The following is a 25,874-nucleotide window of genomic DNA, read 5'->3' as shown; positions in this document are numbered from 1 at the left end:
AGAGGTTTATGCCTCTCGCTTTTCGTGTTTAAATGATAGAAGAATACGATTTATTCATCTTCGCTGTAAGCAATTTCACCGTGTTGTGAAATATCCAGACCGATAGATTCGTCATCCTTAGTAACTCTAAGTCCGATCGTTTTGTTAACAATAAAGAATAGTATGATAGTTAGTATTGCACTATATGCTATTGAAGCTCCGGTAGCAATAACTTGTGTCCATAATTGATTCCAGTCGCCATATAAGGCTCCTTGCACGCCTTCTGCACCGGTGATGGTTTGTGTTGCAAATACGCCTGTAAGAATAGATCCGACTATACCGCCTATTCCATGTACACCAAAGGCATCTAATGAATCATCGTATTTCAGTTTTGGTTTTACATAAGCAACCATGCAGTAGCAGATTATTGTTGAAATCAGACCGATACAAAATGCTCCTAGTACATCTACTGTTCCCGCAGCGGGAGTGATGGCAACCAATCCGGCAACCGCTCCGGTACAAAAACCTATTGCCGTAGGTTTCTTATTGATAAGCCAATCTAGTGCCATCCATCCTGTGGCAGCAACAGCAGTAGCGAAATGTGTTACAAGGAATGCATTGGCAGCCAAGCCATCGGCAGCTAGTCCGCTTCCTGCATTGAAACCGAACCAGCCTACCCACAATAGTGCTGTTCCGATAAAAACCAATGGTATGCTGTGCGGCGTAACGGGATGTCCTGTAGTTCTGTATCCTTTTCGGCGACCAAGCATAATTGCCATAACGAGTGCCGAAATACCGGCGTTGATATGTACTACTGTACCTCCTGCAAAATCAATAGCTCCCATTTGTTGTAGCCATCCACCGCCCCATACCCAGTGAGCCATGGGATTGTAAACGATAATAGCCCATAAGATAGTAAATACAAGGAATCCCGAGAATTTAATTCTTTCGGCAAATGCACCGATAATTAGAGCCGGTGTGATAACGGCAAACATACATTGGAAGAGTGCAAATAGTAATTCAGGTATATTTGCTCCCGGCACTAATGTGTTGAATGTTATTCCGTGTAGGAATACTTTGTCTAGTCCACCCATTATAAAACTCAAAGGATTACCTGATTCTATAAAAGCGGTGCTGAATACCCAACTATATCCAAATGATATCCAGAGTATACTTATCACTCCTGTAATAACTAAGCATTGCATTATAATGCTTAACACGTTTTTTTGACGTACTAAACCACCATAAAAAAGAGCTAATCCAGGAATTGTCATCATCATTACTAGAATAGTTGCTACAATAATCCACGCAGTATTTCCCGAATCTAATTGAGCTACTTCTTCTACAACTGCAACTTCCTCTGCGGGTACTATTACTGCTATTGTGGTTGTAAGGCTATCGGCTACAACAAGTGTTGTATCTTGGGCTGCAACTGCTATCGAGAATGCGAATAACAGTATTGCCATATATTTTAATATTCTTGGTTTCATATTCTTCTTTATTATTTTAGCTAAATCTTTATTATCCTATTTCTCATCTTCTTTGTCGTATAGCGATTCGTCTCCATGATCACCGGTACGAATACGAATTGATTGTTCGATACTTGAAACAAAGATTCTGCCATCTCCGCTTTCACCTGTATACGCCGATTTAAGTATCACATCTATTGATTTTTCAACGTTGATATTTCTGACAACAAACGAAATAAATATTCGGTCGATTGCATTTACATCATAGGCTATCCCTCTGAATATTAATCCTTGGCGGGCACTTCCTTGTCCTTTTACATCCCACCATGATAAGAATTCTATATCGGCTTCGTGTAAAGCTTTACGAACTTCATTAAATTTTGCTTTGCGAATAATTGCTTCAATCTTTTTCATAATTCATTATTGTTATTGTACTTAATTTATTTTGATGCCAAATACGAAATGAATGTCTTCATGTGCAGGGTTGGCTATTAGATTACTGAATATGGGTAGTGTTATTTTATCAGTGATCTTTATATTTTTCAGAGCACTTAACTGTATTGAGGTGAATTCAAAGCCGTCGGTATTATAAACAGCACCGCTCCAAGGTGTAAATCCTGTAGAAATTCCCATTTCTAGATTATCGATAGTAAAGGGATATGCGAACTCTATATATGTGGAATAGGAGTTATTACCATTGTCTTTTTTATTTCCTTTGCCTAATACGAAAGTGTTCCATGAAACACTTAACGGAAAAGATTCTGCAAAACTGTAACTTGCTGTTAGTTCGAGATAATGACCGTTACCGCCTGTAGGTGCACTAAAGTAGCGGAAAGCAGCTTCGCTGTCCCACCAATAATCGGTAATCAGAAATTTAAATCCCGAATTTTCGTAAGATGTATAAAAATCTATTTCTTTGGCTCCCGAATTTCCAAGGTCGGTTGAACCCCATGCGCCTAAAGTGAAATTTTTATAGCTGGCATTTAAGGCTGGTTGAATGCTTGCGCCACCACCTTGTTTGATTCCTCGCCAAACATATGAGCTAACCAGGTCGGCACCGAGATTAGCACTTAATTTATCTTGAGCTGTTGCTAGTACTGGCAAGAATGCCAATAAGGAAAAGTAGACTGACTTCGTAAGTAATGATGTCTTCATAATTAAAATATTTATAGATGTTAAAATCGTATATTTATTTATATTATGATACTAGATATGGTCTTTATCTGTCTTTGTGATTCTTAATGATGTAAAAGTATGTCAAAATATCTTTTTGTGCAATTTTATTTCAAATAAAAATCAAAAACATATAAATATTTGTTGATTTGACTTCTTTTTGCTCGTTTGTGTTGAAGTTTTGTGGAAAAATGTTTTGGGTTGAGGTATAGATATTTAAGGCAACAAAATATGCTGCCCTATATAGATAAGTAAATAAAATGTAGATTCTATTTATACAAGAGGAAGATACACGGCTTCTTTGCCATATCAGGTAGCTTTTTAGCCCACTCCTTCACAGGCAATGTTTTGATATACTCATCTTCACAAGTAATATTCATGGCTATACAGAGTTTAAGAGAAGAGGGACAGTTTTTAATCAGATCTTCTGCTATTTTTAAATTGCGATAAGGTGTTTCGATAAATATTTGAGTTTGATCTTCGTTTAGGATGCGGTGCTCTAGTTGTTTTATCTTTTTTACACGTTCGCCACTATCGACAGGAAGATAGCCCTGAAATGCAAAACTCTGGCCATTAAATCCCGATGCCATAAGTGATAGGAGAATAGACGATGGTCCAATAAGCGGTACTACATTATAATTTTTGCGTTGAGCTATAGCGACTATATCGCTACCCGGATCGGCTATGGCAGGGCAGCCTGCCTCTGAAATAATTCCGATATGAAATCCTTTGCTGATAGGGGCGAGATATGTTTCTATTTGCTCAAGATTGGTATGTTTATTCAGCTCGTAGAATGTAAGTTCGTCGATATCGATAGACGCATCTACTTTTTTGAGGAAACGGCGAGCAGTACGTATATTTTCTACAATGAAATGTTTTGTTTGCAGAATAATTTCCTTATTGTAAGAGGGTAATACTCTTTCTATCGTTGTTTCTCCTAATGTAACAGGTATCAGAAAAAGAGATGGTTGCATGTTTATTATATATTAATCGTTTCTTTTGTACAGATAATAGGTCTTAAAATCGTCCTCCAAATAGGTATCTACTACCGTATAATTATCGTTTAAAGCAGGTAAGCTTCTGAAATATTCAAAGTTGAATGAGTAATCGGCCAGTATGATAAATTCTATTTCTCTGTTTTCAATATATCTTGTTTGTTCGTCGCGCATTTGAGGATAAATTTCATAGGGGAGGTTGGGCGAAATAAAATATTTATGTTTAGGAAAAATATTCAGTTTCGTAAATAGGCCGTTACCGCTATCAAGACCAAGATTGAGAAGTGTGGGATCTTTCTCTTTTTCAATTATTTGGCCAAATTGATTTCTTAGACTTTCATCTTCACCCCGTCTTAACAGTACATCTGTGCTGTATTCGAAATAATTTTTTCTGCTAATACCTCCACAAAGAGCGACAAAAGCAAAGATAATGGCAATATGCCAAGCATATCTGATTGTTATATATTTACTTAAATAGTCTGCAATTACAATAAATCCCGGTATAGCATATACATAATAGGGTATGGAATAGTAATAAACATAGTTGGGAGACATGAATATAACGGTGTACAAACACCAGAAGGAAAGTATCAGTCCTATTTGCCCGATTCTATTCTTAATATATCTGATAGGGAAGTAAATGGCTCCGACAAGTATGATCGTAAATTCGAGTGGATCGAATCGCAGGCGTTGATAAAAACGGATTGTAAGGTATCCGAAAGTATCGCTCATACTACTCATTTTAGCATAACTTTTATTCAGCAGTATATAGATATTATACGATTCGGTCAGCGCATCGTTTATAAAAAGATATATGCAAATGGGGATAGTAATAACAAGTATCCCACCGATGAAAGCTAGGATATTTAGCCACAGATTTCGATATTCTTTATTTAATAATATATTGATGAATACAGCTAGAAGTGGGAATATCCAGAAGACAACCAGATTGAGTTTGATCAATAAAGCCATGCTACACATTAATCCGTGGATAAACATATAGTAAGGCTTATGTATTGCAATGTTCTTCTCTTTAAAATATATGACAAAGTAGAATAGGCTGATGACAATGAATGCAGTAATAAATTCTTCAGCCGAACCTCCATCAAGTGAGTGTGATAGAAGAATAACAGGAAAAGCAAGAGCGACAATAAATGAGTATACTTTATCCAGAAACATTCTGGAAGTAAAATAAACAGCATAAATCATGATTAACCAGACTATTGCCTGTATGAAATACATTCCTATAAATGAATCGTTCGAGAGCAGATAGCCGAAGCCGTAAATGAAAAATATCAGAGGCCCTTTATGATCAAATATTTCTGTGTATAGTACTTTTCCGTTAAATATACTTTTCCCGATATTGAAGTAAAGATTAATGTCAGACCAATCGTTGAAAGGATAGAGTGGAGACATCTTTGAGCAGAAGAACAGTAATAAAAAAGTATAGAAGAATAGTATGATAAAAATAGATTTATCATTTACTAAACTTTCGAGAGTATGCTTTTTTATCATTTATCACGTTTTTTGAAATAGCTGGTAAAATTAGATATTATTTATTGCTCCAGCTAAAGGTTTTTATTTAAAATCTCGAAACTATTCTTTTACAAATCCCAGTATTTTTCCCAATTTACAGAAAATACGGAATGCGAAAGATATCCATTTGCGGGATTTGATAATATCAGTAATATAGCTATTTTGTTCAAGATAATACAATCTGTTCAGCTTATCAGCTACGCTCTGAGACAGAACTTCTTGTGCTGTTTTTCTCCTTTCCTCATAAATCACTTTCCCACCTATCTGGGAACTCAAGCCTTCCATATTGTATATAACAATGTCTAAATCTTTGTATTTAACAGGTTCATGATGAATACCTATTGCAATAAAAAAGAGTCGCCAATCGGAAGTTATCCGAAAGCTCTCATTATATAGTTCATATTTGGTAAAATTGTCTGCTTTAATAAAGAATGCCTGATGGCATAGGTCGCCCGAGTATATGTCGTAAAGAGAGAATGTCCAATCTCTGTTTTTATATGGAGTTTCTTTGGTCAACACTCTATTTTTTTCTGTAATAAAGTTTCCACAGATAAAGCTATCGTGGGGATCATTATCGAATATCTTGCTGAGTACATCGCTAGATGCAAGCCTATCGCCCGAATTAAGAAAATGACAATATTCACCTTTTGCCTGTCTGATACCTTTGTTCATGGCATTGTATATGCCTGTGTCCTTTTCGCTTACCCAATAAGCGATCTTATCTTTATACTGATCTATTACATCGATGCTGCCGTCTTGCGAATCACCGTCTATGACAATAAATTCATAGTCGGTAAATTTTTGGCAAATAACACTTTCGATGGTTCGTTGTAAACCCTCTTTGTCATTGAGATTGATTGTTATAATAGATAATTTCATTTCTTATTTTCGTAGGTCTTTTATTGCAAAAGGAATTACCGGACTTATTATTTGGAACAAAGTAAGTATAACTGCTGCTTTGCGGAGATGATAATATTTAGCAAAGTAAATCTGTTTGTTATACATTCTTTTTATTCTTTTTCTGATCTGCTTTTTGTATTTCCGATTGGTATATTTATCGAATTCATACAGTAAATAACTAAGCCATGCAGCTTGATTCAGTGGTTGCAGTGTTGCAGATATACCGCCCGGATGTTGACGATAGACGCTCATATTGTCGGACAAATAGCCTATTTTCCCTTTTATAGATAATAGTAATTGAAGCCCGAAATCTCCATTTCTTATTTTAGTAAACCATGCAGGAACATCAAAAGCTTCTTTCTTAAAAAGGATGGATGCTGTCATTATACCCCAGTCTTCAGCTATAATATCGTCGAATGTCAGTACTGATTTATCAATCGTACAATCCCTAAATTCTCCATCCATATATGTTTGAGAGGCATGGGCACACATCACGAAATCGGAATGTTGCTCAAGAAAATCGACTTGTTTTTGCAGTTTGTGCATATCTGTCCAGTAGTCGTCACCTTCGCATAAAGCTATGAATTTACCTTTACAAAGATTGTAGGTATTCATGAAATTTTGTTGAGCGCCGACATTCTTATCCTGAAAATTAAGTTTAATAATATCCGGATATTTTTGCTGATAAGTGATACAAATCTCTCTTGTTTTGTCAGGACCGCAATCTTCACCGATTATAAGTTCGAAACGGAAATTTGTTTGTTGCATAACGATACTATCTATTGCTTCTGCAATAAACTTCTCATGGTTGTAAGTAACCATGCAGATCGATACCATTATGTCTTTCTCGTTAATCATTATTTTCACTTAGAGGCATATACATGTAGAAAGTAGAATCGTCTACCGCTTTTTCATCACTTCTTTTAAACCCATATTTTTCGTGAAATTTAATTGCACGGTCATATGTACTTTTTACTTCGAAACGCACCATTTGCATGCCTGCTTGTTTTGCCGTGTTTACAGCTTCATCCATCAGGTATTTAGAATAGCCCGATCCTTTGAATTTGTCCATCACTGCAAGCGACGATATGTAGGCTATTTTTCCTTCTTTGTCGTTAATATATACAGCAAAAAGACCTACAAACTCATCTTTGCTCTTGAGAATAGCTACATAAGCATTATTAACCAACTTATCGGCATAGGTATCTATATTGACATACGAACTCAATGGCGGTTCGAATGAACTGTCTAATAGCCTGTAATAACCTGCTAGTTCTGTACTGCTTTTTGAGGATCTGTCTAAATGTATCAGCGTTGTTTCAAGCATATTCTTTACACTAATTCGTAATTATCCAGCATTCTGTTTATTTCTTCCGGAGAATTAAACATCATAACATCGATGATCGATAAACCAGGTTCGAAAGTATCTCTATTCTGATTATATTCATCCAGTTTCATATTCTGGAATTTCAATATGAGATTATTTTTCACATATTTATCCCTGTCAAAGAAAGATGTTCCTCCTATCGGATTCCAGTATTCGTCAACATTTCCTATCGCTTTGCATATATTCAGTGCCCATTCGTCGGGGGCATTGACAGGTTCTATTTCGAGATTCATTTTCGAGAAAATCTCAATCGGTGTATTTATTCCAATATATTCACAAACTTTTTTCAGCGATACATAATTGAACGAAACTATATCATTAAAATCTTCACTGAAAATATCGTTAAGGACTTTTATCGTAGCAAAATAGTAAGGCGACTTTTTTTTGTAATGTTGCAACTGCGCCAATATTTTACCTTTCCAATCGGTACTATTATTTATCTCAATATCCTTGATTAGTGTATCTTGGCTGTATTTTACCAATGGTGCCTGAATATATTGCCAACCTTCGTTTTGTTTCAACGTCCTGTTCCTTTCTATCCAGCCATGTCTGATAAACTGCACAGGATCGAACAGTATAAATTTATCAGTATGCTTAATCAAACTGAAATATCCCAGATAAGGGAAAAAATAAGGTTGCATTATGCCTAATCTCACAGCTTGTAACTTTTAATTATACTACATATTCTTTCTACATCGCTCAACTCCAGTTCGGGATATATCGGTAGACAAATAACTTCCTTAGCTGCTTTAGTCGCTACAGGTAAGTTATCTGTTTTAGCCGAAGGTAATCCTCTGTAAGTAGGGAAATCACTTATAAGTGGGTAGAAGTAACGTCTTCCTATTATATCATGTTCCTGCAATTTGTAATACAAATCATCGCGGCTTATACCATATTCCAGCGTATTTACTAATATCGGGTAGTAGGCGTAAGTATGAGCTACATTGTCCATTTCATCAACTACTTGGATACCCTTGATATCTTTCAGTAGTTTGTTATACAGCATTACAATTTCTCTGCGTTTGGCAATATAACTGTCTACATATTTTAGTTGTAGTGAGCCGTAAGCTGCTTGTATCTCATTCATCTTGGCATTGATACCTGGTTCTATGACGGTAACCTCATCTTTAAATCCGAAGTTCTTAAGGAGATCTATGCGTTGTTTTGTTTTTTCATCCTGACAGATAATCGCTCCACCTTCAACCGTGTTATACACTTTTGTTGCATGAAAACTAAGTATAGACAGGTCGCCCCAATTCAAAATAGATTCACCGTTTTTCTTTACACCGAAAGCATGGGCGGCATCATATATAACACGAAGCCCATAAATATCGGCAATTCGCTGTATTTCTTCTACATTACATGGGTTTCCATACACGTGTACCGGCATGATAGCTGTTGTTTGCGGCGTGATGGCTGCTTCTATCTTTTGCGGATCGAGATTGAAATGTTTGTCGTCTATATCTACAAATACCGGCTTGATGTTGTTCCACCATAGCGAATGTGTAGTTGCCACGAAGCTAAATGGGGTGGTAATAACTTCACCTGTAATACGTAAGGCTTGCAATGCAGTAATCAAAGCCAATGTACCATTAGAGAAAACAGAGATGTGTTTTACACCCAGATACTCTGCTAGTTCTTTTTCAAATTCCTGATGAAATGGACCATTATTGGTAAGCCATTTGTTATCCCATATTTTTTCGAGATAAGGGATAAACTCATCCAATGGGGGAAGCGCAGGTTGTGTTACATATATCTTTTTGCTCATATCTTTATTTTATAATTCGTCGGTATAATTTCCGTATACTTTCGGGTGTAATACTTTTTATCTGTCCTCTTAGCGATTTATCTCCGTAGAGACCGATGTTTATTCTTTTTTTATGTTGTTTAAATACTTCTGTGTATTTGTAGTTGAGTATTTTATCATAAATATCGATGGCAGCAATAATAGCTTCACCTTGTTCTTTATCTGTCATTCTCGACCATTGTCCGTTGTCGTGAATGCGATATGCTGATGTTACTTCTTTCAGATAGGCTAGGGGACCGTATTGCCCCATAATCATACCAAGTAACCAGTCTGCAAATTCGAGATTGAATAATTTAGGATCAAGTTTTTTTATAAATTCATTCCTCAAGACACAGCACGATAGATTGCCAATGCGGTTGCCCAATGCCATCTGCTCTGTCGAAATATATTCGTAATCTTTTTCATTGTCCCATTCGAAAATCTCTTCACGCTTCTGATCTTCAAATAACCGTAAATGTCTGTTGAAGCTCATCGAACATTCCGGATGTTGATCTAGAAACGTCACATGATTTTCAAGATGAAAAGGATTTATCCAATAATCATCACCTTCCATAATGGCTATATATTCATCATCGCAAGCATCGAACGCTCGCTGATAATTTTTTACAAAGCCTAAGTTATTTGTTTTGGGGAGAAAATGAAATTCTATTTTATTATTATCTGCATATCTTTTAATAATATCAAGCGTTGAGTCAGATGAGCAATCATCTGCCACAATTATATTGAAAGTGAAAGTAGTTTCTTGCATCAGAATACTTTCTACTGTTTGTTCAATATATTTTTCTTGATTATATGTTATTAATAAGACATTCAGTTTCATTATATATTACTTTAGAATATTCGTTTCAATATTTTCTTGATTATTCTGATAGGTGTACAAATAATATATCCGATTTTGTATTCGTTAGAGCGTTTATATACCTGTTCTTGTTCTTTATAATAATTGGCTTCTATATAGTTTCTGATTGGATTTACATAACTGAGATATAATTCCGTGTGATTCTTGAATATTTGTAATAATAAAGATTCGTTTTTCTCAATATCGATAGCTTGCGATCTTGATATATCTTTAATCCGATAGGAGAAATGGAAGTCGTTTAGCTTTATTACAACATCGTCTTTCTTTAGAAATGTAAGCCAGAAATCCCAGTCTTCCAACCCGTGTTTCATATTCGAATTATATCCTGATGTTTTTAGAAAATCAGCTTTATGAAATATTGCCGAGCAAAAAATATAATTCTCGAAAAGCAATCTTTTGAAATCAAATTCATGTGCTATTATTTTGTCATTTTTTGTCCCGAACAAGAGCGAATTGCTGTAAACCAACTTGGTATTAGCATTTTTATCGAATACGTCTAGAGCCTCATTGATATAGCGCGGACCTATTTTATCGTCGCTATCCAATGGTAGTATATATTCTCCTGTGGCCTGTTGTATACCGAAGTTGCGGGTATCCGACACACCGCTGTTTGTTTTATAAAAGTATTTGAATCGACTATCTTTTTCGAACCATTGCATCGCAATCTCTTCCGTATTGTCGGGCGATCCGTCATTCACGATAATACATTCCCAGTCAGCATACTCTTGGTCTAAAACAGATTGTAATGTTTCAGATAGGTACGCGGCTTGGTTGTAGCAAGGAACTATAATAGATATTTTAGGATTCATATTCTTATAACTTTAACCATCTTAACAGTCCTAACTTCTTTAAGAATCTAACACTTGCAGCAACTTTTAGTTTATATAATTCTTCTCTGTTCGAAAGCCATTCTTTATAAATGCTTTCATAGAGCTTATAGTTCAAACTGATATGCCTACCTTTTTCTGCCAGTATCAATTTTTGATTTTCTGTTTGTGAACTAATACCTCCCGAGCTGAAAGACGAAAAGCTTTCGCTTATGTGTTTATATGTGCACGCCTTAAGACAAACGACATCCATAAAAAAGGCCCAGTCGGAAATGATTTTTATATTTTCGGAATAGAAACCATGTTTATCAAAGAGCTCTTTTTTTATTAGAGTCGCAGGGTGGGGTAGCGAGTCTGAAACAAAATATTTGAAATCTAGAAAATCGGGATATGTCTTTAATCTATGGGTATTGTTATCAATATCAAATATATCAATATCATAATAGATTAGATCTTCTCCGCTTGCATGGCTTATTACACAATCTATTTTAGCATCATTGAGTAGTATATCACCACTGTTTACAAATAAGAGATACTCGCCTTTGGCTTGTTTAATGCCTTTATTCATGGCATTGTATATGCCTGAATCGGGTTCACTGACCCAATAGCTTATATTCTCAGCATAATCTTTTATAATATCGACACTGCTATCTGTAGAAGCGCCATCTATAACCAAGTACTCAAAGTCTTGCGAACTTTGAGAAATAATGCTCTTGATTGTATCTTCCAATCCCTGTGCATTATTGTAGTTTATGGTAATGATCGATAGCTTCATGTGTCTATTTATTCAGTATATTCTTATATAAGTTTATATATCTGTCTGTTTGTAATTTAGGTGAAAAATGCTCTTCCGCATAATCTCTTATTAGCTGTTCATCAAAGGTATACTTATTATCTAGAAAATCTTTAAGTCCGTCGGTTAAAGATTCTACACTTATATTGTCGATAAGGATGCCGTTCTCACCTGTTTTTATGTGTTCCGCCATACCTCCATTGCTAAAACTAAGAACGGGGGTTCCATTTGCAAACGACTCAAGCATCACGTTAGGCAGGTTGTCTTCCATTGTTGGCAGTACCATCAGATCGGATGCTGAGTAAATAGTATTTATCAATGTTTCGTTATGAGTGGTTGTGTAATGAATGTGGTTAATATTACTGTTAATATCAATTCTATCACCACCTAGCGTAATCAGATTGAAATTGGTATATCCAAGTTTTTCTATAGCGTCACGCAAGAGGAAAAAGCCTCTGCGAGGTATATCTATCGAATGGGCGATGAAGAACAGAGTTTTTAGTCCATTATTCACATTTAACTCTTTCTTGGCCTCCTTTCTATTAATATTACACTTCGATAGATCGATACTATTGGGTATCAGATAATGAGGATATTGTTTAAATATTTGGCTGTTTTCCGATTTCTTTTTTAGCCAATCTGATGGCGTAACTATATGTATATTATTATTTTGATGTATATATTCTTCCTTACTCTTTAAAATCTGAGCATCTAAATTTCCATACGTGGATTTATTTGCAGCCTCGTCTGTTTCTGTATGAAATAATCCGTGAAATGGGTTCTTATCGTGAAGTGTCCATACAATAGGTTGCTTCACTTTCTTGAAAAAAGTTGGATAGTTCAGGAAATCGGCTACCCAATGCAAATGAATTATATCTGCATCTTTAATCAGTGGGAAATCTTCTATTCTGTACGATGTTGTCGGGAACGTAGCTATCTCGTATTGATAATTATTCGAGAACTTTGGTATTCGTTTCTGATTTACATATTCAGGAGTAAGTCTTAGCTTTCTTAGTATTCTGTAAGGTATAGAATGCCTCTCCGGTACTGTATAGGTATTATTGGCTGCCTGTTCATTGCTGGTATCGGCTTTTTGCACAAAATAACTATCTACTTCATCTATATCTTCCATAGCTAGATGTAATCGGTAGGCTGCAAGTCCTGCTCCTCCGGTGGCAGATGCTGAAACGTGTACGACTTTCATTGGTATCTAAGTTTTTTATATACCTTGAAAAGGAATGTTTTTTTTATAGAACGAATTAATCGTTTTCTGAAAGACGAATCTCTCCCATAAATATAGAATCTCTTTAAATATTTTTTAGCATACAGATTCTCCTCTATCTTTATTGGTTTAACATCAACTGATTGAGCCAGACTTACCTTAAACAAATCTTGTGCATTACCACTGTTTTCGCCACTTCCATCGATCCCGACATTATCTACAACAGAATAGCGGGGGTAAAGGCATAGCCCTTTTTTAAGAAAAATAGTGGAATACCATTTTATAGCCCAAGTTTTGAGAGTTCCATTATGGTTAGCCTCTATTTGTGAAAACATATTAGTGGCACCCTCTAGATTGAACGCCGAATAATCTTTTTGATGAGGTATTGTTTTGTATAAAAAGTCTGTATCGAGAATCAATTCACTCCAATCTTTTTTCCATGTGGCCCATCCCCAGCAACTCATAAAACGTAGAAAGTAGGTTTCCGGCAATTTATCAGCGCCTGATGTCACAGGGACAAAGCCTGATATGTGCATAACACGATCTTTGTTCTCATATAAATCTAATGCATCATTCATGTATTTCAAAAAGCCGGGTGATGTTACAATATCATCTTCTAATACTATTATTTTACCATATTTATTGACAATATCAGTCACTCCCTCTACAATAGAATTGGCTAGCCCTTTATTTTCTTCCGATTCTATAATATGTACTTCTTTACACCATTGTTTCTGTTTGATGATATCTTTTGTCTCTTCAATTCTCTTTATTGTTTCTACATTTGCATTTGTTTTTGCACCATCAACATATATATAGAGGATGGAATCCTTAGCAAGAGAGTTGTTTGCCAAAGCCTCTAATGTTTGCAATGTGTGTGTCGGTCTATTGTAGACGAACAGCACTATGGGAGCTAACATATGAGATTCCATTTTGATTATATTTTTAATTTGTCATGAATACTATTTTGTATCACTTTGTTAAGTTTACTCATATGGATGTCTAAACAAAAATTTTCTTTTATGTTCAGGCGACCAGCTTTACCCATTGCTTCAGCAACTTCTTTATTCTCTATCAAATAGATTATCTTATCCGCCATCTGGTCTACATCGTGTTCATCAACCAACAGGCCGGTCTCGTTATTAATAATAACATCAGGAATTCCGGCATGTTTTGTAGATACGACTGGTAGCGCTGCTGCAGATGCTTCCAGTATTGCTACCGGAGTCCCTTCCATATCACCACTCATAGCTGTGATTGAATGTTGTATAAAACCTTTCGCAATAGAATAATAATGAAATAATTCTTGATGGGGACGACTACCAAGCAGATGAATATTATTCTGTAGCTTAAAATAGCGAACTAGGTTTACACAGACTTCAAATAAGGGCCCATCGCCAGCGAAATAAAGCTGTGCTGTCGGATGTTTCTCTAACACTTTCTTAAACGCTAAGATTGTATAGTATGGAGCTTTTTTTTCAGTAAAGCGTCCAATGGCCAAAAATATCTCTCCAGAATAATCAGGGACAATATCAAAAAAAGAATTGTCAGGTGGGCATGGCGTATATGTTATTTTTTCAGGAGGACATCCTAAATCTATTAATCGCTGTTGCATTACCTTAGAGACAGCTATGATTGCTGTCGCAAAATGAAAAAGTTCGATATATCTGTATTTATATTCTTCAACTAAAGAAGTTACCGAAATTTCGTATCCATGAAAGTTTACGATCAGAGGAATTCTTAGTTTTTTACAAACATTCATCATTGCAACGCCGGTCAAGCCAAATTCGGCATATACAACATCTATTTTCTTTTCTTTGAAAGAGTTTATCAAAGCTTTCTCTCTAAAGAAGTCTGCGGATACTTCTTTAGACAGGAGTCTTTTTATATAGAATTCTAATCTAACCTTATTTTTAGTGGGAATTAAACCCTCTCCTTCCAAATATTGAGGGTGGCTTCCTCCATAATAGAAACTGACATTACCTTTAAAATGCTTTTTATGGCTTTGAATAAAGGTCTCAGAATATGCATTCTGATTGGGAGATATGTGGGCTATATTTATCATTATTAATAAAAATAACTATTTTTTGCTAAATACATATTTAAATCCACGCTGTAATACTTGAACTAAATCACTAGAGTATCGGATCGAGAATAAGTAATATTTCAGAGCTTTTATGTATTTCTTATTATTCCATAAAAATCGTGCCTCCAGAATAGAACTACTTTCGATATATTTTTTATTTAATTTAATCAAATGTGTGATTTTATTGTGTCGATTCATATACTTCTGATATGCGAATCGCATCTTTAGTTCGTATTCTTTTAAAAATATTTTCTTATTTGTTGTTGATACAACTACACTTTTATCATGTCTTCTAAAATAATTGTACCTATGATGAGAATAAGCGATATCCCCTGCCGATAGGAGTTGCAGCCATAGCAGCCAATCGCCGGCAAAGCCTATATTTGATGGAACGTTTCCTATTTTAGAGAATTCTTCTTTTTTGAACAAAACAGCACTCGCATTCGGAATAACATTTCTTTCTATTAAATATTTAGTAATGAACTCCTGGCCGTTCATTGTAAAATCAGAATTAAATATTTCAGAATCAACCATATCCTGAGTTCTGAATATCCAATCTCCAGCGATTTCATTCTGTCCATTTATTTCAAAAGATTGACAAAATGAAATGAAAATATTTTTATCTTTTTGGATGTTTGTGACCAAAGTCTGTAATAAATTATTGTCAGCACAGTCGTCACTCTCTGCAATCCAGATATACTCACCTTTTGCAATCTGGATGCCCTTATTCCATTGTTTAAATGTAGATCCAGTGTTTACGTCATTGTATACTATGTGTGATATATGTTCGTTTCCTCTATATTGTTCTATGATATCTTTACTGTTATCGGGCGATTTATCATCCAATATAATAAGCTCAAAATCTTTATAAGTTTGATTTAGTATAGAATCAATTCTTTGCTTAAGAAAAGCAGCATGATTATAATTGGGAAGAATAACCGATATCATTATTTTTTCTATTTAAACTTTGTACTATCTAATATACTTATTTACCGAATTCTTTATCAGGTATGCTTGTTTCGTAAACAAGCATTCTTTTATTTATTAAGATGTCTTCGTTATACATATTACGTAACGTATTATGAGAACTCAAAATGAGATTATTCTGTAATAATTCGTTTTTAGTTAAATCCGTTATATGTTGGGCAAAGCTGTTGGCATCATCTGCAATAAGGCAGTCTCTTCCATTAATAAAATCCAGTCCTTCTACTCCAACACTCGTTGTGATAAAAGGTATTTTGAAATTAACAGCATCTATAATTTTCATTCTCATTCCACTTCCTATCCTTATTGGGATGATTGAAATAGAGTTAGGTAGTATATCTTTTAAATTTTTTACATATCCGTCAAAAAAGATGTTCTTAGGGAGCTCTATATCTTGGAACATTTCGGCATTCCATCCACCGCCAATTATATGCAGTTCTAATTCAGGATGCTTTTTATATACCTGCTGCCAAATATTCGAAATAAACCACTTAATGCCATCATAATTAGGGAAGTGTGTTGCACTCGCTACAAAAGTCAGTTTATTATTAAATTTATATTTGTAGGTGAGATTGTCTTCAGGCATATTAACCATTAATGGGGAGCCGAAGATAGGTTTTCCTTCAAGTTCTTGTTCCAGTTTTAGTTTATCTATATCCGTAACTGTTACAATTTTATCGTATAGTCGTAAGGTTTCTATCTCGAATAATTTTGATGATTTGAATACATATTTATCCCAATTGGTTACTTTTTGGAAAAAAGACATCTCTATTTCATTTCTTACATACCGTAGTTCGTGGTGAATAAATATTTTTTCAACATTAGCAGGTAGTATGTGTACCAGAGATAGTAGGGGATAAAATTCAACTTGTATTATATCAAATTCCTGTGTTGCTATTTTTGTTACATAGTCTATAAATTCTTTTGAATGCACAAGCACTAAAGAACTATTCAAAGTGCTGTTGTCTCTTACAAAATCAGAATTACTTACTTTATCTGTATCATTTTTTTTAGAATAATACATTATTTTATCCTTAACCTTATAAGGTAAATTATATAGCTTGGAAAATAACGATTCTTTTCTCTCTTGAATGGCAGGCCGTTCTAGCGGATAGAACGTCACATTATTCCATAGGGAGCTTAATTCAATATACGATTCCTTATCAATATTCTCTAAAATAAATAAAAGGGAAATATCATATCTATCTCTTAGCTTGTCTATAAAATGAAAAACACCCTGTCTTCCTCCTTTGGTTAGAGGATAAGGTATATCAGGGCTTATAATGAGTATTTTTTTCATGTTTTCTCAATTTTGAAATTGGGAAGTATAATTCCTTTCACATCATCAAGAAGGATTGTCTGTGCATTATCGTATGTATTTGTGCTATTTATTGTTAATAGTGGAATAAGTTCATGCCAATAAATTCTTCCATCTTTATTATAAATGTATAGTGTAATATAATAGTCTCCAGGGGCTAGATATGGTTTTTTTACAGTGTATGAAACAATAGAAGTCTCACCTGCTTTGAAATCAATCCCTTGCGAGATGAATTTTGCTTTATTATCTATTATCATTTGCTCCTTTTTGTTTCGGATACTTATATCAATAAATACATTTTTCCAATCTTCTTTCGTTTGGAACTTTAATTCTAAATTGATATCATCGTCTATCTTAAGATTACGCAAACTATTCTCATTATTATTGAATCCGAGAAAAGTGAAATTGTCTTTCTTTACTAATATTTCACCTGCTTTATCTTCATTAGATAATCTGATATATTCATTTAGAACATCATCTGTTTCTCCAGAAAAAGCAACACTTCCGGATGTTAACAGTATGCACTTTGAACATAATTCTCTTACTGCCTCAAGATTATGGCTCACAAACAACACCGTTCTACCTTCACCCTTCGATACATCTTGCATTTTACCTATAGCTTTCTTCTGAAACTCTGCATCACCTACTGCTAAAACTTCATCGACTACAAGTATTTCCGGTTCTAGATGGGCGGCAATAGCAAATCCTAACCTTACAGTCATTCCCGATGAGTAACGCTTTGTCGGTGTATCTATGTACTTTTCAATACCGGCAAAGTCAACTATTTCATCCAGTTTTCTTGTGATTTCTGCCTTCGTCATCCCCATGATAGAACCATTCATGTATATGTTTTCCCGGCCTGTCATTTCAGGATGAAAGCCTGTGCCTACTTCTAAAAGTGAAGCAATACGCCCTTTTGCTTTAATTGTGCCAGTTGTAGGAGACGTTACTCTCGATAGAATTTTTAGAAGAGTAGATTTTCCGGCACCATTCTTACCAATGATACCAAGTACTTCTCCCTGTTTAACTTCAAAACTTATATCTCTGAGCGCCCATACATAGTCACTGGTAGCCTTCGACGAGCGATCATTCACTTCGCCAATTTTGAGATAGGGATCTTCTTTACCCCTAACCACATGCCACCATCTGTTCAGGTCGTGACTAATAGTTCCTGTGCCAATTGTGCCAAGGCGGTATTGTTTAGAAATATTTTCGAATTTTATTGCTATATCAGACATTATTTCTTGTTCCTTTTAGATTATACTACATCAACAAACTTCCGTTCAATTTTGTTGAACATCCATGAGCCGATTACTACGACTACAATTGTAAAAATGAAACTATATGCTAGTGAAAACCAGCTAAATGTTCCGGCTCCGGTAAAACTGTATTTAAAAGTTTCAACAATTGATGTAAGAGGATTTAATTCTATTATCCATTTTACTCCACTGTATTTGGGTGGTATAGCCGATAAAGGATATATAATGGGAGTTGCATACATCCAAAGCTGAGTAATAAAGCCAAATAATATGGCAAGGTCTCTGTATTTTGTCGTCAAAGATGAAATTATAATTCCAAATCCCATCCCTAGACCTGCTAACATTAAAATAAGCAGAGGTAATAAGAATAATGTCGAATTAGGTTGTAGATTTTCTCCGTTGTATATATAATAGAAGTAGACAATCAAGAAAATAGCTAATTGTATTACTAGGCGGATTAAGTTAGAGGTTATAGCAGAAATGGGAACAACCAGGCGAGGAAAGTAAACTTTGCTGAATACACCTGCATTTTGAGAAAAAGTTCCGGAGGCTCTGCCCAAACAATCTCCAAAATAGCTCCAGCAAAGGATTCCGGCTAGATAAAATAGCATCTGAGGTAAGCCGTCTGTTGGTATGTTCGCAATTCCACCAAATACAAACATGTACATAACTGTTGTGAATAGTGGCTGTATAATAAACCATAGAGGTCCAAGAACTGTTTGCTTGTACATTGTTACAATATCTCGCTTGATGTACATTTGTAGCAAGTCTCTATATTGCCAAACTTCTTTGAGATTAAGCGAGAAATTACAGCCTCTCGGTTTTATCTCTATATCCCAGTGTTCTTTTTCTACTTCCATTAAATAAATAATAATTTGTTAGAATGTTTTGTGCTTACGAGTTTGTTCTGAGCTACTGACTTGACGATAGCCAATCTTTATGTAAAGGTAGTTATTTTTTATCTGAATATTTGTAAAGTCTGTTCAAATACAACGAATATTGGCATTGAATGGTTTTGTATAAATTAAAAAAACCTATATGAGTAACTCATACAGGTTATAACCATTAAGGCTGTTTTGCTTCTATTATTTAACTTCAGCTTTAACTTCTTGTACAAGAGAGTCAGCAGCGTTAACTAAAGAATCGCTTTGAGCAGCAGCAGCTTCTTGAAGTTTTGCAGCTTCAACAGCTAGAGAATCAGCAGTTTTTTTAGCAGCTTCTTCTGCGTTTTGAGCAGCATTGTTTCCACAAGATGCGAAAGTAATTGCGATAGCAGCAACAGCGAATAATACTAATTTTTTCATTTTTCTTTTCTATTTAACTTAAACGGTAAATGTATTCGAGTTATTTTATTGATAACACGATGCAAATATACACATATTTATTATATGTTATATAACACAAATGTATTTTTTTTAATGTTTTTTATTTTTTTTCTTATTTTAGTTCTGAGAAGCCCTAGTTTTCATATAAATATCGCTTAATACTTTTCTTTGGGGTCTTCTCAAATTCACTGGCATATATTTGTACTGATGCTATATTTTCGTAGCTGGCTAGTAATTTGTTCAAAGTGCGTTTATTTTCTTCCATTATCTCAGGAAGCATATTTTGTTCTATTTGAGCTGAATCCATCGATTCATAATCAGGGTGAATAAGTGCTACTAATTTACCGCTTCGTTCCACAACAAGGCTTTCCATAACGAATGGCATGTTGTTCAGTCTTGCTTCTATTTCTTCCGGAAATATATTTTGTCCGCTAGGTCCAAGTAGCATCGTTTTACACCGGCCTCTGATAAATATACGATTGTCGCGGTCTATTGTTCCCAAATCACCTGTTTTAAGCCAACCATCCTCCGTAAATGCAGCTTTGGTCGCCTCTTCATTTTTATAATAACCTTTCATTACATTTTCTCCTCTTACCTGAATCTCGCCTACAATATTATATGGATCGGCAGAATCTATCCTTACTTCCATTATATTATCTAATACCTTGCCACACGAAGTGGGGATAAAATCATAATTATGATCGTAAGAAATTAAAGGTCCGCATTCGGTCATGCCATAACCTACGGTGAAAGGAAACTTAATTTTATGTAAGAACGCTTCAACTTCTTTGTTCAGTGCAGCACCACCAATTATTACTTCGTGGAAGTTACCGCCAAGTGCGTCCATTAGTCCTTGCCTGATTTTAGCATATACCCGATCTTTGAGGATTGGTATTTTTAATGCAGCTTTTATGGCTGGTTTTTCTATTTTGGGAAGAATGGCTTTTTTGTATATTTTTTCTATAACAAGTGGAACAGAAATAATGAGATTTGGTTTTACATCCGCAAAGGCTTGGGTGAGAATCTTGGGTGATGGAGTTTTGCCTAGTAATGTTGTGTGTGAACCTTCGCTCAGCGAGTATAAAAACTCGAATGCGCATCCGTATGCATGGGCTAAAGGAAGGAAGGATACAATGTTTTGTCCTCTAAAGAGAAGTTGTAGATAATGAGCATGAGTTATATTTCCCGCCAGATTATTTGCTGTCAGCATAACTCCTTTGCTGAAGCCCGTAGTGCCTGATGTATAATTAATGAGAACAACCTCCGAATTATCCACCTCTGCGTATTTCACATCACCTTGAGAATAGCCACTCAGATACTTTTCTGCCATAAGGCTCTCAAGAGAGGAGGCTATAGATGATAGTCTTTCGCCTTTTTGTTCATACAAACAATTAAATTTGAGATCATTTACTGAAAATACACCTCTTATCAGTGGCAATCGATCTTCATCGAGGTTGTCCCATATTTGGTTGCCTGTAAATAACAGTTTTGCTTCCGAATGATTGATAATATGCTGTACATTGTCAGCATGGAAATCCTGTAATATAGGAACTATGATAGCCCCATAGTGTATAACAGCTAAATAACTAACGCACCATGGTATATTGTTTTTGCCAATGAGCGCTATTTTATCTCCTGTTTTTATATTTGCTCCTTTCAGTAATAGATGGACACGTGCAATTTCTTTTGCAAGATCTTTATAATAAAGCGTGCTTTGTTCCGAATAGTCGGAAAGTGCCGGAAGATCCCAATTGTATTTGAAGCTGTCTTCGTAAAGTTTTACAAAATTTTTATCGATCATCGATTGCTCATTTTTAGTGAATTTGTGCAAAAATAAATACTCTTAACATAATCTCCAAGTATTCTCTATGTAAAGTTGAGACAATTATGTAATTTTGTAGGCTTTTGGGTAATGGTTTATATATTATAACTGCACATTACCCCACTCAATATTTATTTAGGACTATACATAATAATGATTGATAACTCTATATTTGAAAATAAGCTTGCTGCTTATCTCACTCTCGGCTGTAAACTAAACTTTGCTGAAACATCTGCTATCGGAAAGCAATTGAACTCCGTAGGTGTAAGAAAGGCAAGAGAAGGGGAAGTGGCTAATATTTGTATAATAAATACATGCTCGGTAACGGAATTGGCCGATAAGAAATGCCGTCAGGCTGTTCGAAAGATGATTAAAGAAAACCCTGGCGCGTATGTGATTGTAACGGGTTGTTACGCACAGCTCAAACCTGAAGATATTGCAGGCATAGAAGGGGTGGATATTGTATTAGGATCGGAACAGAAATTGGATGTTGTTGCTTATCTTGACGAGCTAAAGAAAAAAGATAAAGGTGTAATACATACATCTAAAACAAATAATATAAAATCATTCGTACCTTCCTGTTCGCAAGACGACAGAACACGTTATTTTCTTAAGGTGCAAGATGGGTGCGATTATTTTTGTTCGTTTTGTACTATACCTTTCGCTAGAGGGCGGAGCCGTAACGGAACAATTGATAGTTTAGTGGAGCAAGCTCAGGAGGTTGTCGCTAAAGGAGGAAAAGAGATCGTGTTGACAGGCGTAAACATCGGAGATTTTGGACGTACAACAGGGGAAACGTTCTTCGACTTGGTAAAAGCTCTAGATGAGGTAGAAGGTATTGAACGTTATCGGATATCTTCAATTGAGCCGAATTTGCTGACTGACGAGATTATCGATTTTGTTGCAAGTTCTAAGCGATTTGCTCCCCATTTCCATATTCCATTACAATCGGGTTCCGATGCGGTACTTAAATTGATGCGCCGTCGCTACGATACAGCTTTGTTCCGTCATAAGGTTGAGAAAATAAAATCAATTATACCCGATGCTTTTATTGGTGTAGATGTAATTGTGGGTACTCGTGGAGAAACGGACGAGTATTTTGAAGAAGCAAGACAATTTCTTGAAAGTTTGGACTTCTCACAATTGCATGTCTTTACATACTCTGAACGTCCGAATACACAAGCATTGAAGATCGACCATGAGGTTGATCCTAAAACGAAGCATACACGCAGTAAAATTCTATTGGATTTGTCGGATCAGAAATTACAAACTTTTTATCAGTCGCAGCAAGGTACCCAACGCAAAGTTTTATTAGAGCATGCACAATATGATGATGTTATGTATGGTTTTACCGAAAATTATGTGAAAGTAGAAGTCCCTTTCGATATAAATCAGGCAAATGAAATAAAAATTATAACTTTAGGCAATTTCAACAATGCAAAAACAGCTCTAGTCGAAAAATGAAGAAACTATTAAATAATATTCTTTATTATATTGTATATGCTTGGATGTATTTGCATGCCCTGCTTCCATTAAAGTTCCTATATGTCTTATCTGATGTTTTATATGTTATTGTATATAATATTGTCGGATATAGAAAGAGGGTTGTACGCCGGAATCTGGCAGGTTCTTTTCCCGACAAGACGATGAAAGAGCGTCTAGTTATAGAAAAGGAGTTTTATCATCATTTTTGCGATTATTTTTTTGAAACAGTTAAGCTTTTGCATATCTCCGATGAGGAAATGCAGAAACGTTTACAATTCGAGAATGTTGGGCTGGTGAAAGAATACATGAAAAATGGCAAATCGGGTTTGCTGTTTATGGGGCATTATGCCAATTGGGAGTGGGTGCCATCTCTCAATCTGAATTTTGTAGATGGAGAGGTTCTAGCACAGATATACAAACCTCTTAAAAATAAAGCTTTTGATGATTTGTTCCTTAAGATACGAAGCCGTTTCGGTTCGTTAGGAATACCCAAAAGTGATACACTGAGGGTTATCATCAAAAAGAAAAGGGAAAATAAGCAAATGCTGATAGGCTTTATGGCCGATCAGACGCCATCGGTTAATAATATTCACTATTGGACTAATTTTCTGAATCAGGACACTCCTGTGTTTACGGGTGTGGAGCGTATTGCTAAGAAAACAGGATTTATAGTTTTTTATCTTGATGTTCAGAAATTAAAACGAGGATATTATAAAGCAACTATCCGCTTGTTAACAGATAAGCCTCAGGATGAACCCGAATTTGTTATAACAGAAAGATATATCAGGGCAATGGAAAAAACGATTCTTCGTTATCCGGCCTATTGGCTTTGGACACATAAACGCTGGAAAAGAAGTCGTCAGGAAGTAGAATCAATTCAACATAGATGATTAAAACCGCAGTTGTAATATTAAATTGGAATGGTGTGAAATTGTTAGAGCAGTTTCTACCGTCGGTTATTCAATATACACTGTCGGATGACGTAGAGATTATTGTTGCGGATAATTGCTCGACAGACAATTCTATTGGTTTCCTTAAAGAGACTTACCCACAAATAAGGCGAATCGTTTTACCCGAAAACTATGGCTATGCAGATGGTTATAATCAATCATTGAAACAGATTGAAGCCAAATATTTTGTTCTCTTAAATTCCGATGTGGAAGTAGGAGAGGGCTGGTTACAGCCTATTGTTGATTTTTTAGATGTTAATGAAGATGTTGTTGCTGCTCAACCTAAATTGTTAGCACAGAGAAATAAGTCGTATTTTGAATATGCAGGAGCAGCGGGAGGCTTTTTAGATAAATATGGCTATCCTTTTTGCAGAGGACGCATATTTGGAGAAATAGAGCAAGATAAAGGTCAGTACGATACTATAACAGATGTGCTATGGGCAACAGGTGCATGCATGGTGATTCGTGCCCGGGATTTTTTCGATGCGGGAGGGTTTGATGCTACTTTCTTCGCTCACATGGAAGAAATTGATCTTTGTTGGCGGCTAAACTCGCGAGGAAAACGCATTGTTTGTATACCATCATCTGTGGTTTATCATGTAGGAGGTGCTACACTTTCGGAAGAAAGCCCACGTAAAACCTTTCTCAATTTTAGAAATAATTTATTGATGCTTTATAAGAACCTTCCCGAAGATTCGATAGATAGAGTATTAAATAAACGAATATTATTGGACTACATTGCAGCATTGAAATATGCATTGACGGGTAAAATGCCTAATGCTAAAGCTGTGCACGCTGCTCATAAAGAATTTAGACAGATAAAGCAATCATACACTTTAGCTAGGAGAGAAAATTTAGAGAAGGCGACCCAAAGTAATCTTAAAACTATTTACCCTAAAAGCATACTTGCTGATTTCTATTTCAGAGGTAATAAGTTCTTTTCGAGGTTGCAGAAATTCTGCTAGATAAAATTTACTAAAACTTCTATTCTGGTTATTTTTTTCTTGTATATTTGAGTGTTTAATTTCTATATTAAATATGAAGCGATTAGTATTTATATCGTGTCTATTGCTTATCTTTTCATGGAATACGGTGAAAGGGCAGGAGGGGGTGAAAACATATCTGGATATGTACTCTATATATGAGGGTGATACTATCGCTGTTGTGCAATTACGCCCTGTACATGTATTTGCCCCATATAAGTTTAAAAACAAAAAAGATAGGGAAGAGTATACCAAGCTTGTGAGAGATGTAAAGGCAACTTATCCTTATGCTAAAATGATAGCTGGTTCTATTATTGAAACTTATGAATACATGCAGACTATCCCTGACGAAAAAGCTAAGCAAAAGCATCTTGAAGTGGTTCAAAAACATATGATGGATACCTATAAGCCCAAGATGAAGAAGATGAGTCGTAGTCAGGGTAAGATACTGATTAAACTCATCGATAGACAATGCAATACATCATCCTATAATATTGTAAAATCATTAGTCGGTAGTTTTAAGGCCGGAGTTTATAATACTTTTGCCGGTATCTTTGGGAATAGTTTAAAGACGGAATACGATCCTTTGGGTAAAGACAGAGCAATAGAAGATATTGTGATACAAATAGAGGAGGGGACAGTCGATTATTATTACTCTACCACATATAACTTTAAATAAAAAAAGAGCTGGATTTCTCCAACTCTTCAGTTTATT

26 protein-coding genes are annotated in these 25,874 nt (G+C 35.3%); 4 read left to right on the top strand and 22 right to left on the bottom strand.

What is annotated here, in order from left to right; genetic code table 11:
- Positions 1 to 50: 50 nt before the first annotated feature.
- From G7Y57_RS12600 to G7Y57_RS12495, 22 genes are all read right to left on the bottom strand, one after another.
- Positions 51 to 1,469 (bottom strand): ammonium transporter, encoded by a 1,419-nt coding sequence (locus tag G7Y57_RS12600; protein WP_165024569.1) that lies wholly within the window; start codon positions 1,467 to 1,469, stop codon positions 51 to 53.
- A gap of 36 nt (positions 1,470 to 1,505) precedes the next feature.
- Entirely contained in the window at positions 1,506 to 1,862 is a 357-nt protein-coding gene (locus G7Y57_RS12595; protein ID WP_165024566.1) for a P-II family nitrogen regulator, read from the bottom strand.
- Positions 1,863 to 1,883: 21 nt separating this feature from the next.
- A complete protein-coding gene (locus G7Y57_RS12590; protein WP_165024563.1) occupies positions 1,884 to 2,603 on the bottom strand; it encodes a hypothetical protein in 720 nt (239 codons plus the stop codon).
- Positions 2,604 to 2,890: 287 nt separating this feature from the next.
- The gene (locus G7Y57_RS12585) at positions 2,891 to 3,595 is read right to left on the bottom strand and encodes an SAM-dependent methyltransferase (protein WP_165024561.1); all 705 of its coding nucleotides are present in this window, start codon (positions 3,593 to 3,595) and stop codon (positions 2,891 to 2,893) included.
- A gap of 12 nt (positions 3,596 to 3,607) precedes the next feature.
- Positions 3,608 to 5,131 (bottom strand): ArnT family glycosyltransferase, encoded by a 1,524-nt coding sequence (locus G7Y57_RS12580; protein WP_165024558.1) that lies wholly within the window; start codon positions 5,129 to 5,131, stop codon positions 3,608 to 3,610.
- 81 nt (positions 5,132 to 5,212) lie between these two features.
- Positions 5,213 to 6,031 (bottom strand): glycosyltransferase family 2 protein, encoded by an 819-nt coding sequence (locus G7Y57_RS12575; RefSeq protein ID WP_165024556.1) that lies wholly within the window; start codon positions 6,029 to 6,031, stop codon positions 5,213 to 5,215.
- 3 nt (positions 6,032 to 6,034) lie between these two features.
- Positions 6,035 to 6,910, bottom strand: a complete 876-nt coding sequence (locus G7Y57_RS12570; protein WP_255491436.1) for a glycosyltransferase — start codon at positions 6,908 to 6,910, stop codon at positions 6,035 to 6,037.
- Positions 6,903 to 7,379 carry a GNAT family N-acetyltransferase gene (locus G7Y57_RS12565; protein ID WP_165024554.1) on the bottom strand — a complete coding sequence of 159 codons (477 nt, stop codon included), beginning with the start codon at positions 7,377 to 7,379 and terminating at the stop codon, positions 6,903 to 6,905. Before G7Y57_RS12565 ends, G7Y57_RS12570 begins: the two co-directional genes overlap by 8 nt.
- A 5-nt stretch (positions 7,380 to 7,384) precedes the next feature.
- Entirely contained in the window at positions 7,385 to 8,095 is a 711-nt protein-coding gene (locus G7Y57_RS12560) for a WbqC family protein (RefSeq protein WP_221412131.1), read from the bottom strand.
- Positions 8,092 to 9,207 carry a DegT/DnrJ/EryC1/StrS family aminotransferase gene (locus tag G7Y57_RS12555; RefSeq protein ID WP_165024551.1) on the bottom strand — a complete coding sequence of 372 codons (1,116 nt, stop codon included), beginning with the start codon at positions 9,205 to 9,207 and terminating at the stop codon, positions 8,092 to 8,094. Before G7Y57_RS12555 ends, G7Y57_RS12560 begins: the two co-directional genes overlap by 4 nt.
- 4 nt (positions 9,208 to 9,211) lie before the next feature.
- Positions 9,212 to 10,066: a glycosyltransferase gene (locus G7Y57_RS12550; protein WP_165024549.1), complete on the bottom strand. Its 855-nt coding sequence runs from the start codon at positions 10,064 to 10,066 to the stop codon at positions 9,212 to 9,214.
- An 11-nt stretch (positions 10,067 to 10,077) separates the two neighbouring features.
- Positions 10,078 to 10,914 (bottom strand): glycosyltransferase family 2 protein, encoded by an 837-nt coding sequence (locus G7Y57_RS12545; RefSeq protein ID WP_165024546.1) that lies wholly within the window; start codon positions 10,912 to 10,914, stop codon positions 10,078 to 10,080.
- Between the two features lie 4 nt (positions 10,915 to 10,918).
- Entirely contained in the window at positions 10,919 to 11,707 is a 789-nt protein-coding gene (locus G7Y57_RS12540; RefSeq protein ID WP_165024544.1) for a glycosyltransferase family 2 protein, read from the bottom strand.
- 4 nt (positions 11,708 to 11,711) lie between these two features.
- On the bottom strand, positions 11,712 to 12,929 hold the full coding sequence (locus tag G7Y57_RS12535; protein ID WP_165024542.1) for a glycosyltransferase: 1,218 nt from the start codon (positions 12,927 to 12,929) through the stop codon (positions 11,712 to 11,714).
- A complete protein-coding gene (locus G7Y57_RS12530) occupies positions 12,926 to 13,879 on the bottom strand; it encodes a glycosyltransferase family 2 protein (protein ID WP_165024539.1) in 954 nt (317 codons plus the stop codon). Before G7Y57_RS12530 ends, G7Y57_RS12535 begins: the two co-directional genes overlap by 4 nt.
- Positions 13,880 to 13,884: 5 nt before the next feature.
- Positions 13,885 to 15,012, bottom strand: a complete 1,128-nt coding sequence (locus tag G7Y57_RS12525; RefSeq protein ID WP_165024537.1) for a glycosyltransferase — start codon at positions 15,010 to 15,012, stop codon at positions 13,885 to 13,887.
- 15 nt (positions 15,013 to 15,027) lie between these two features.
- Positions 15,028 to 15,981 (bottom strand): glycosyltransferase family 2 protein, encoded by a 954-nt coding sequence (locus tag G7Y57_RS12520; RefSeq protein WP_165024536.1) that lies wholly within the window; start codon positions 15,979 to 15,981, stop codon positions 15,028 to 15,030.
- Between the two features lie 37 nt (positions 15,982 to 16,018).
- Complete coding sequence (locus G7Y57_RS12515) at positions 16,019 to 17,317, bottom strand: glycosyltransferase (protein WP_165024534.1); 1,299 nt, start codon at positions 17,315 to 17,317, stop codon at positions 16,019 to 16,021.
- The gene (locus tag G7Y57_RS12510) at positions 17,314 to 18,573 is read right to left on the bottom strand and encodes an ABC transporter ATP-binding protein (RefSeq protein WP_165024533.1); all 1,260 of its coding nucleotides are present in this window, start codon (positions 18,571 to 18,573) and stop codon (positions 17,314 to 17,316) included. The genes G7Y57_RS12515 and G7Y57_RS12510 overlap by 4 nt, the downstream gene beginning before the upstream one ends.
- A 20-nt stretch (positions 18,574 to 18,593) precedes the next feature.
- Complete coding sequence (locus G7Y57_RS12505; RefSeq protein WP_165024531.1) at positions 18,594 to 19,454, bottom strand: ABC transporter permease; 861 nt, start codon at positions 19,452 to 19,454, stop codon at positions 18,594 to 18,596.
- A gap of 225 nt (positions 19,455 to 19,679) precedes the next feature.
- Complete coding sequence (locus G7Y57_RS12500; protein ID WP_165024530.1) at positions 19,680 to 19,898, bottom strand: hypothetical protein; 219 nt, start codon at positions 19,896 to 19,898, stop codon at positions 19,680 to 19,682.
- Positions 19,899 to 20,052: 154 nt separating this feature from the next.
- Positions 20,053 to 21,720 carry an AMP-binding protein gene (locus G7Y57_RS12495; protein WP_165024528.1) on the bottom strand — a complete coding sequence of 556 codons (1,668 nt, stop codon included), beginning with the start codon at positions 21,718 to 21,720 and terminating at the stop codon, positions 20,053 to 20,055.
- 174 nt (positions 21,721 to 21,894) lie between these two features.
- Between G7Y57_RS12495 and mtaB the strand changes: the two genes are divergently transcribed.
- The 4 genes from mtaB to G7Y57_RS12475 all read left to right on the top strand — a co-directional run bounded on the left by mtaB (position 21,895) and on the right by G7Y57_RS12475 (position 25,838).
- Positions 21,895 to 23,205 carry a tRNA (N(6)-L-threonylcarbamoyladenosine(37)-C(2))-methylthiotransferase MtaB gene (gene mtaB, locus G7Y57_RS12490; RefSeq protein WP_165024527.1) on the top strand — a complete coding sequence of 437 codons (1,311 nt, stop codon included), beginning with the start codon at positions 21,895 to 21,897 and terminating at the stop codon, positions 23,203 to 23,205.
- Entirely contained in the window at positions 23,202 to 24,116 is a 915-nt protein-coding gene (locus tag G7Y57_RS12485) for a lysophospholipid acyltransferase family protein (protein ID WP_165024525.1), read from the top strand. Before mtaB ends, G7Y57_RS12485 begins: the two co-directional genes overlap by 4 nt.
- The gene (locus G7Y57_RS12480) at positions 24,113 to 25,141 is read left to right on the top strand and encodes a glycosyltransferase family 2 protein (RefSeq protein ID WP_165024524.1); all 1,029 of its coding nucleotides are present in this window, start codon (positions 24,113 to 24,115) and stop codon (positions 25,139 to 25,141) included. The genes G7Y57_RS12485 and G7Y57_RS12480 overlap by 4 nt, the downstream gene beginning before the upstream one ends.
- Positions 25,142 to 25,214: 73 nt before the next feature.
- The gene (locus tag G7Y57_RS12475; RefSeq protein ID WP_165024521.1) at positions 25,215 to 25,838 is read left to right on the top strand and encodes a DUF4294 domain-containing protein; all 624 of its coding nucleotides are present in this window, start codon (positions 25,215 to 25,217) and stop codon (positions 25,836 to 25,838) included.
- Positions 25,839 to 25,874 lie beyond the last annotated feature (36 nt).

Source organism: Dysgonomonas sp. ZJ279, assembly GCF_011039205.1.
In the GTDB taxonomy this organism is placed as follows: domain Bacteria; phylum Bacteroidota; class Bacteroidia; order Bacteroidales; family Dysgonomonadaceae; genus Dysgonomonas.
Note: the sequence above shows the minus strand (reverse complement) of the source record. Positions and strands in the feature narration are given on the sequence as shown.

What these genes read in the sequence shown, in the direction of transcription:
- G7Y57_RS12600 (WP_165024569.1), bottom strand. Translation starts at nt 1,469, where the DNA reads ATGAAACCAAGAATATTAAAATATATGGCAATACTGTTATTCGCATTC.
- G7Y57_RS12595 (WP_165024566.1), bottom strand. Translation starts at nt 1,862, where the DNA reads ATGAAAAAGATTGAAGCAATTATTCGCAAAGCAAAATTTAATGAAGTT.
- G7Y57_RS12590 (WP_165024563.1), bottom strand. Translation starts at nt 2,603, where the DNA reads ATGAAGACATCATTACTTACGAAGTCAGTCTACTTTTCCTTATTGGCA.
- G7Y57_RS12585 (WP_165024561.1), bottom strand. Translation starts at nt 3,595, where the DNA reads ATGCAACCATCTCTTTTTCTGATACCTGTTACATTAGGAGAAACAACG.
- G7Y57_RS12580 (WP_165024558.1), bottom strand. Translation starts at nt 5,131, where the DNA reads ATGATAAAAAAGCATACTCTCGAAAGTTTAGTAAATGATAAATCTATT.
- G7Y57_RS12575 (WP_165024556.1), bottom strand. Translation starts at nt 6,031, where the DNA reads ATGAAATTATCTATTATAACAATCAATCTCAATGACAAAGAGGGTTTA.
- G7Y57_RS12570 (WP_255491436.1), bottom strand. Translation starts at nt 6,910, where the DNA reads ATGATTAACGAGAAAGACATAATGGTATCGATCTGCATGGTTACTTAC.
- G7Y57_RS12565 (WP_165024554.1), bottom strand. Translation starts at nt 7,379, where the DNA reads ATGCTTGAAACAACGCTGATACATTTAGACAGATCCTCAAAAAGCAGT.
- G7Y57_RS12555 (WP_165024551.1), bottom strand. Translation starts at nt 9,207, where the DNA reads ATGAGCAAAAAGATATATGTAACACAACCTGCGCTTCCCCCATTGGAT.
- G7Y57_RS12550 (WP_165024549.1), bottom strand. Translation starts at nt 10,066, where the DNA reads ATGAAACTGAATGTCTTATTAATAACATATAATCAAGAAAAATATATT.
- G7Y57_RS12545 (WP_165024546.1), bottom strand. Translation starts at nt 10,914, where the DNA reads ATGAATCCTAAAATATCTATTATAGTTCCTTGCTACAACCAAGCCGCG.
- G7Y57_RS12540 (WP_165024544.1), bottom strand. Translation starts at nt 11,707, where the DNA reads ATGAAGCTATCGATCATTACCATAAACTACAATAATGCACAGGGATTG.
- G7Y57_RS12535 (WP_165024542.1), bottom strand. Translation starts at nt 12,929, where the DNA reads ATGAAAGTCGTACACGTTTCAGCATCTGCCACCGGAGGAGCAGGACTT.
- G7Y57_RS12530 (WP_165024539.1), bottom strand. Translation starts at nt 13,879, where the DNA reads ATGGAATCTCATATGTTAGCTCCCATAGTGCTGTTCGTCTACAATAGA.
- G7Y57_RS12525 (WP_165024537.1), bottom strand. Translation starts at nt 15,012, where the DNA reads ATGATAAATATAGCCCACATATCTCCCAATCAGAATGCATATTCTGAG.
- G7Y57_RS12520 (WP_165024536.1), bottom strand. Translation starts at nt 15,981, where the DNA reads ATGATATCGGTTATTCTTCCCAATTATAATCATGCTGCTTTTCTTAAG.
- G7Y57_RS12515 (WP_165024534.1), bottom strand. Translation starts at nt 17,317, where the DNA reads ATGAAAAAAATACTCATTATAAGCCCTGATATACCTTATCCTCTAACC.
- G7Y57_RS12510 (WP_165024533.1), bottom strand. Translation starts at nt 18,573, where the DNA reads ATGTCTGATATAGCAATAAAATTCGAAAATATTTCTAAACAATACCGC.
- G7Y57_RS12505 (WP_165024531.1), bottom strand. Translation starts at nt 19,454, where the DNA reads ATGGAAGTAGAAAAAGAACACTGGGATATAGAGATAAAACCGAGAGGC.
- G7Y57_RS12500 (WP_165024530.1), bottom strand. Translation starts at nt 19,898, where the DNA reads ATGAAAAAATTAGTATTATTCGCTGTTGCTGCTATCGCAATTACTTTC.
- G7Y57_RS12495 (WP_165024528.1), bottom strand. Translation starts at nt 21,720, where the DNA reads ATGATCGATAAAAATTTTGTAAAACTTTACGAAGACAGCTTCAAATAC.
- mtaB (WP_165024527.1), top strand. Translation starts at nt 21,895, where the DNA reads ATGATTGATAACTCTATATTTGAAAATAAGCTTGCTGCTTATCTCACT.
- G7Y57_RS12485 (WP_165024525.1), top strand. Translation starts at nt 23,202, where the DNA reads ATGAAGAAACTATTAAATAATATTCTTTATTATATTGTATATGCTTGG.
- G7Y57_RS12480 (WP_165024524.1), top strand. Translation starts at nt 24,113, where the DNA reads ATGATTAAAACCGCAGTTGTAATATTAAATTGGAATGGTGTGAAATTG.
- G7Y57_RS12475 (WP_165024521.1), top strand. Translation starts at nt 25,215, where the DNA reads ATGAAGCGATTAGTATTTATATCGTGTCTATTGCTTATCTTTTCATGG.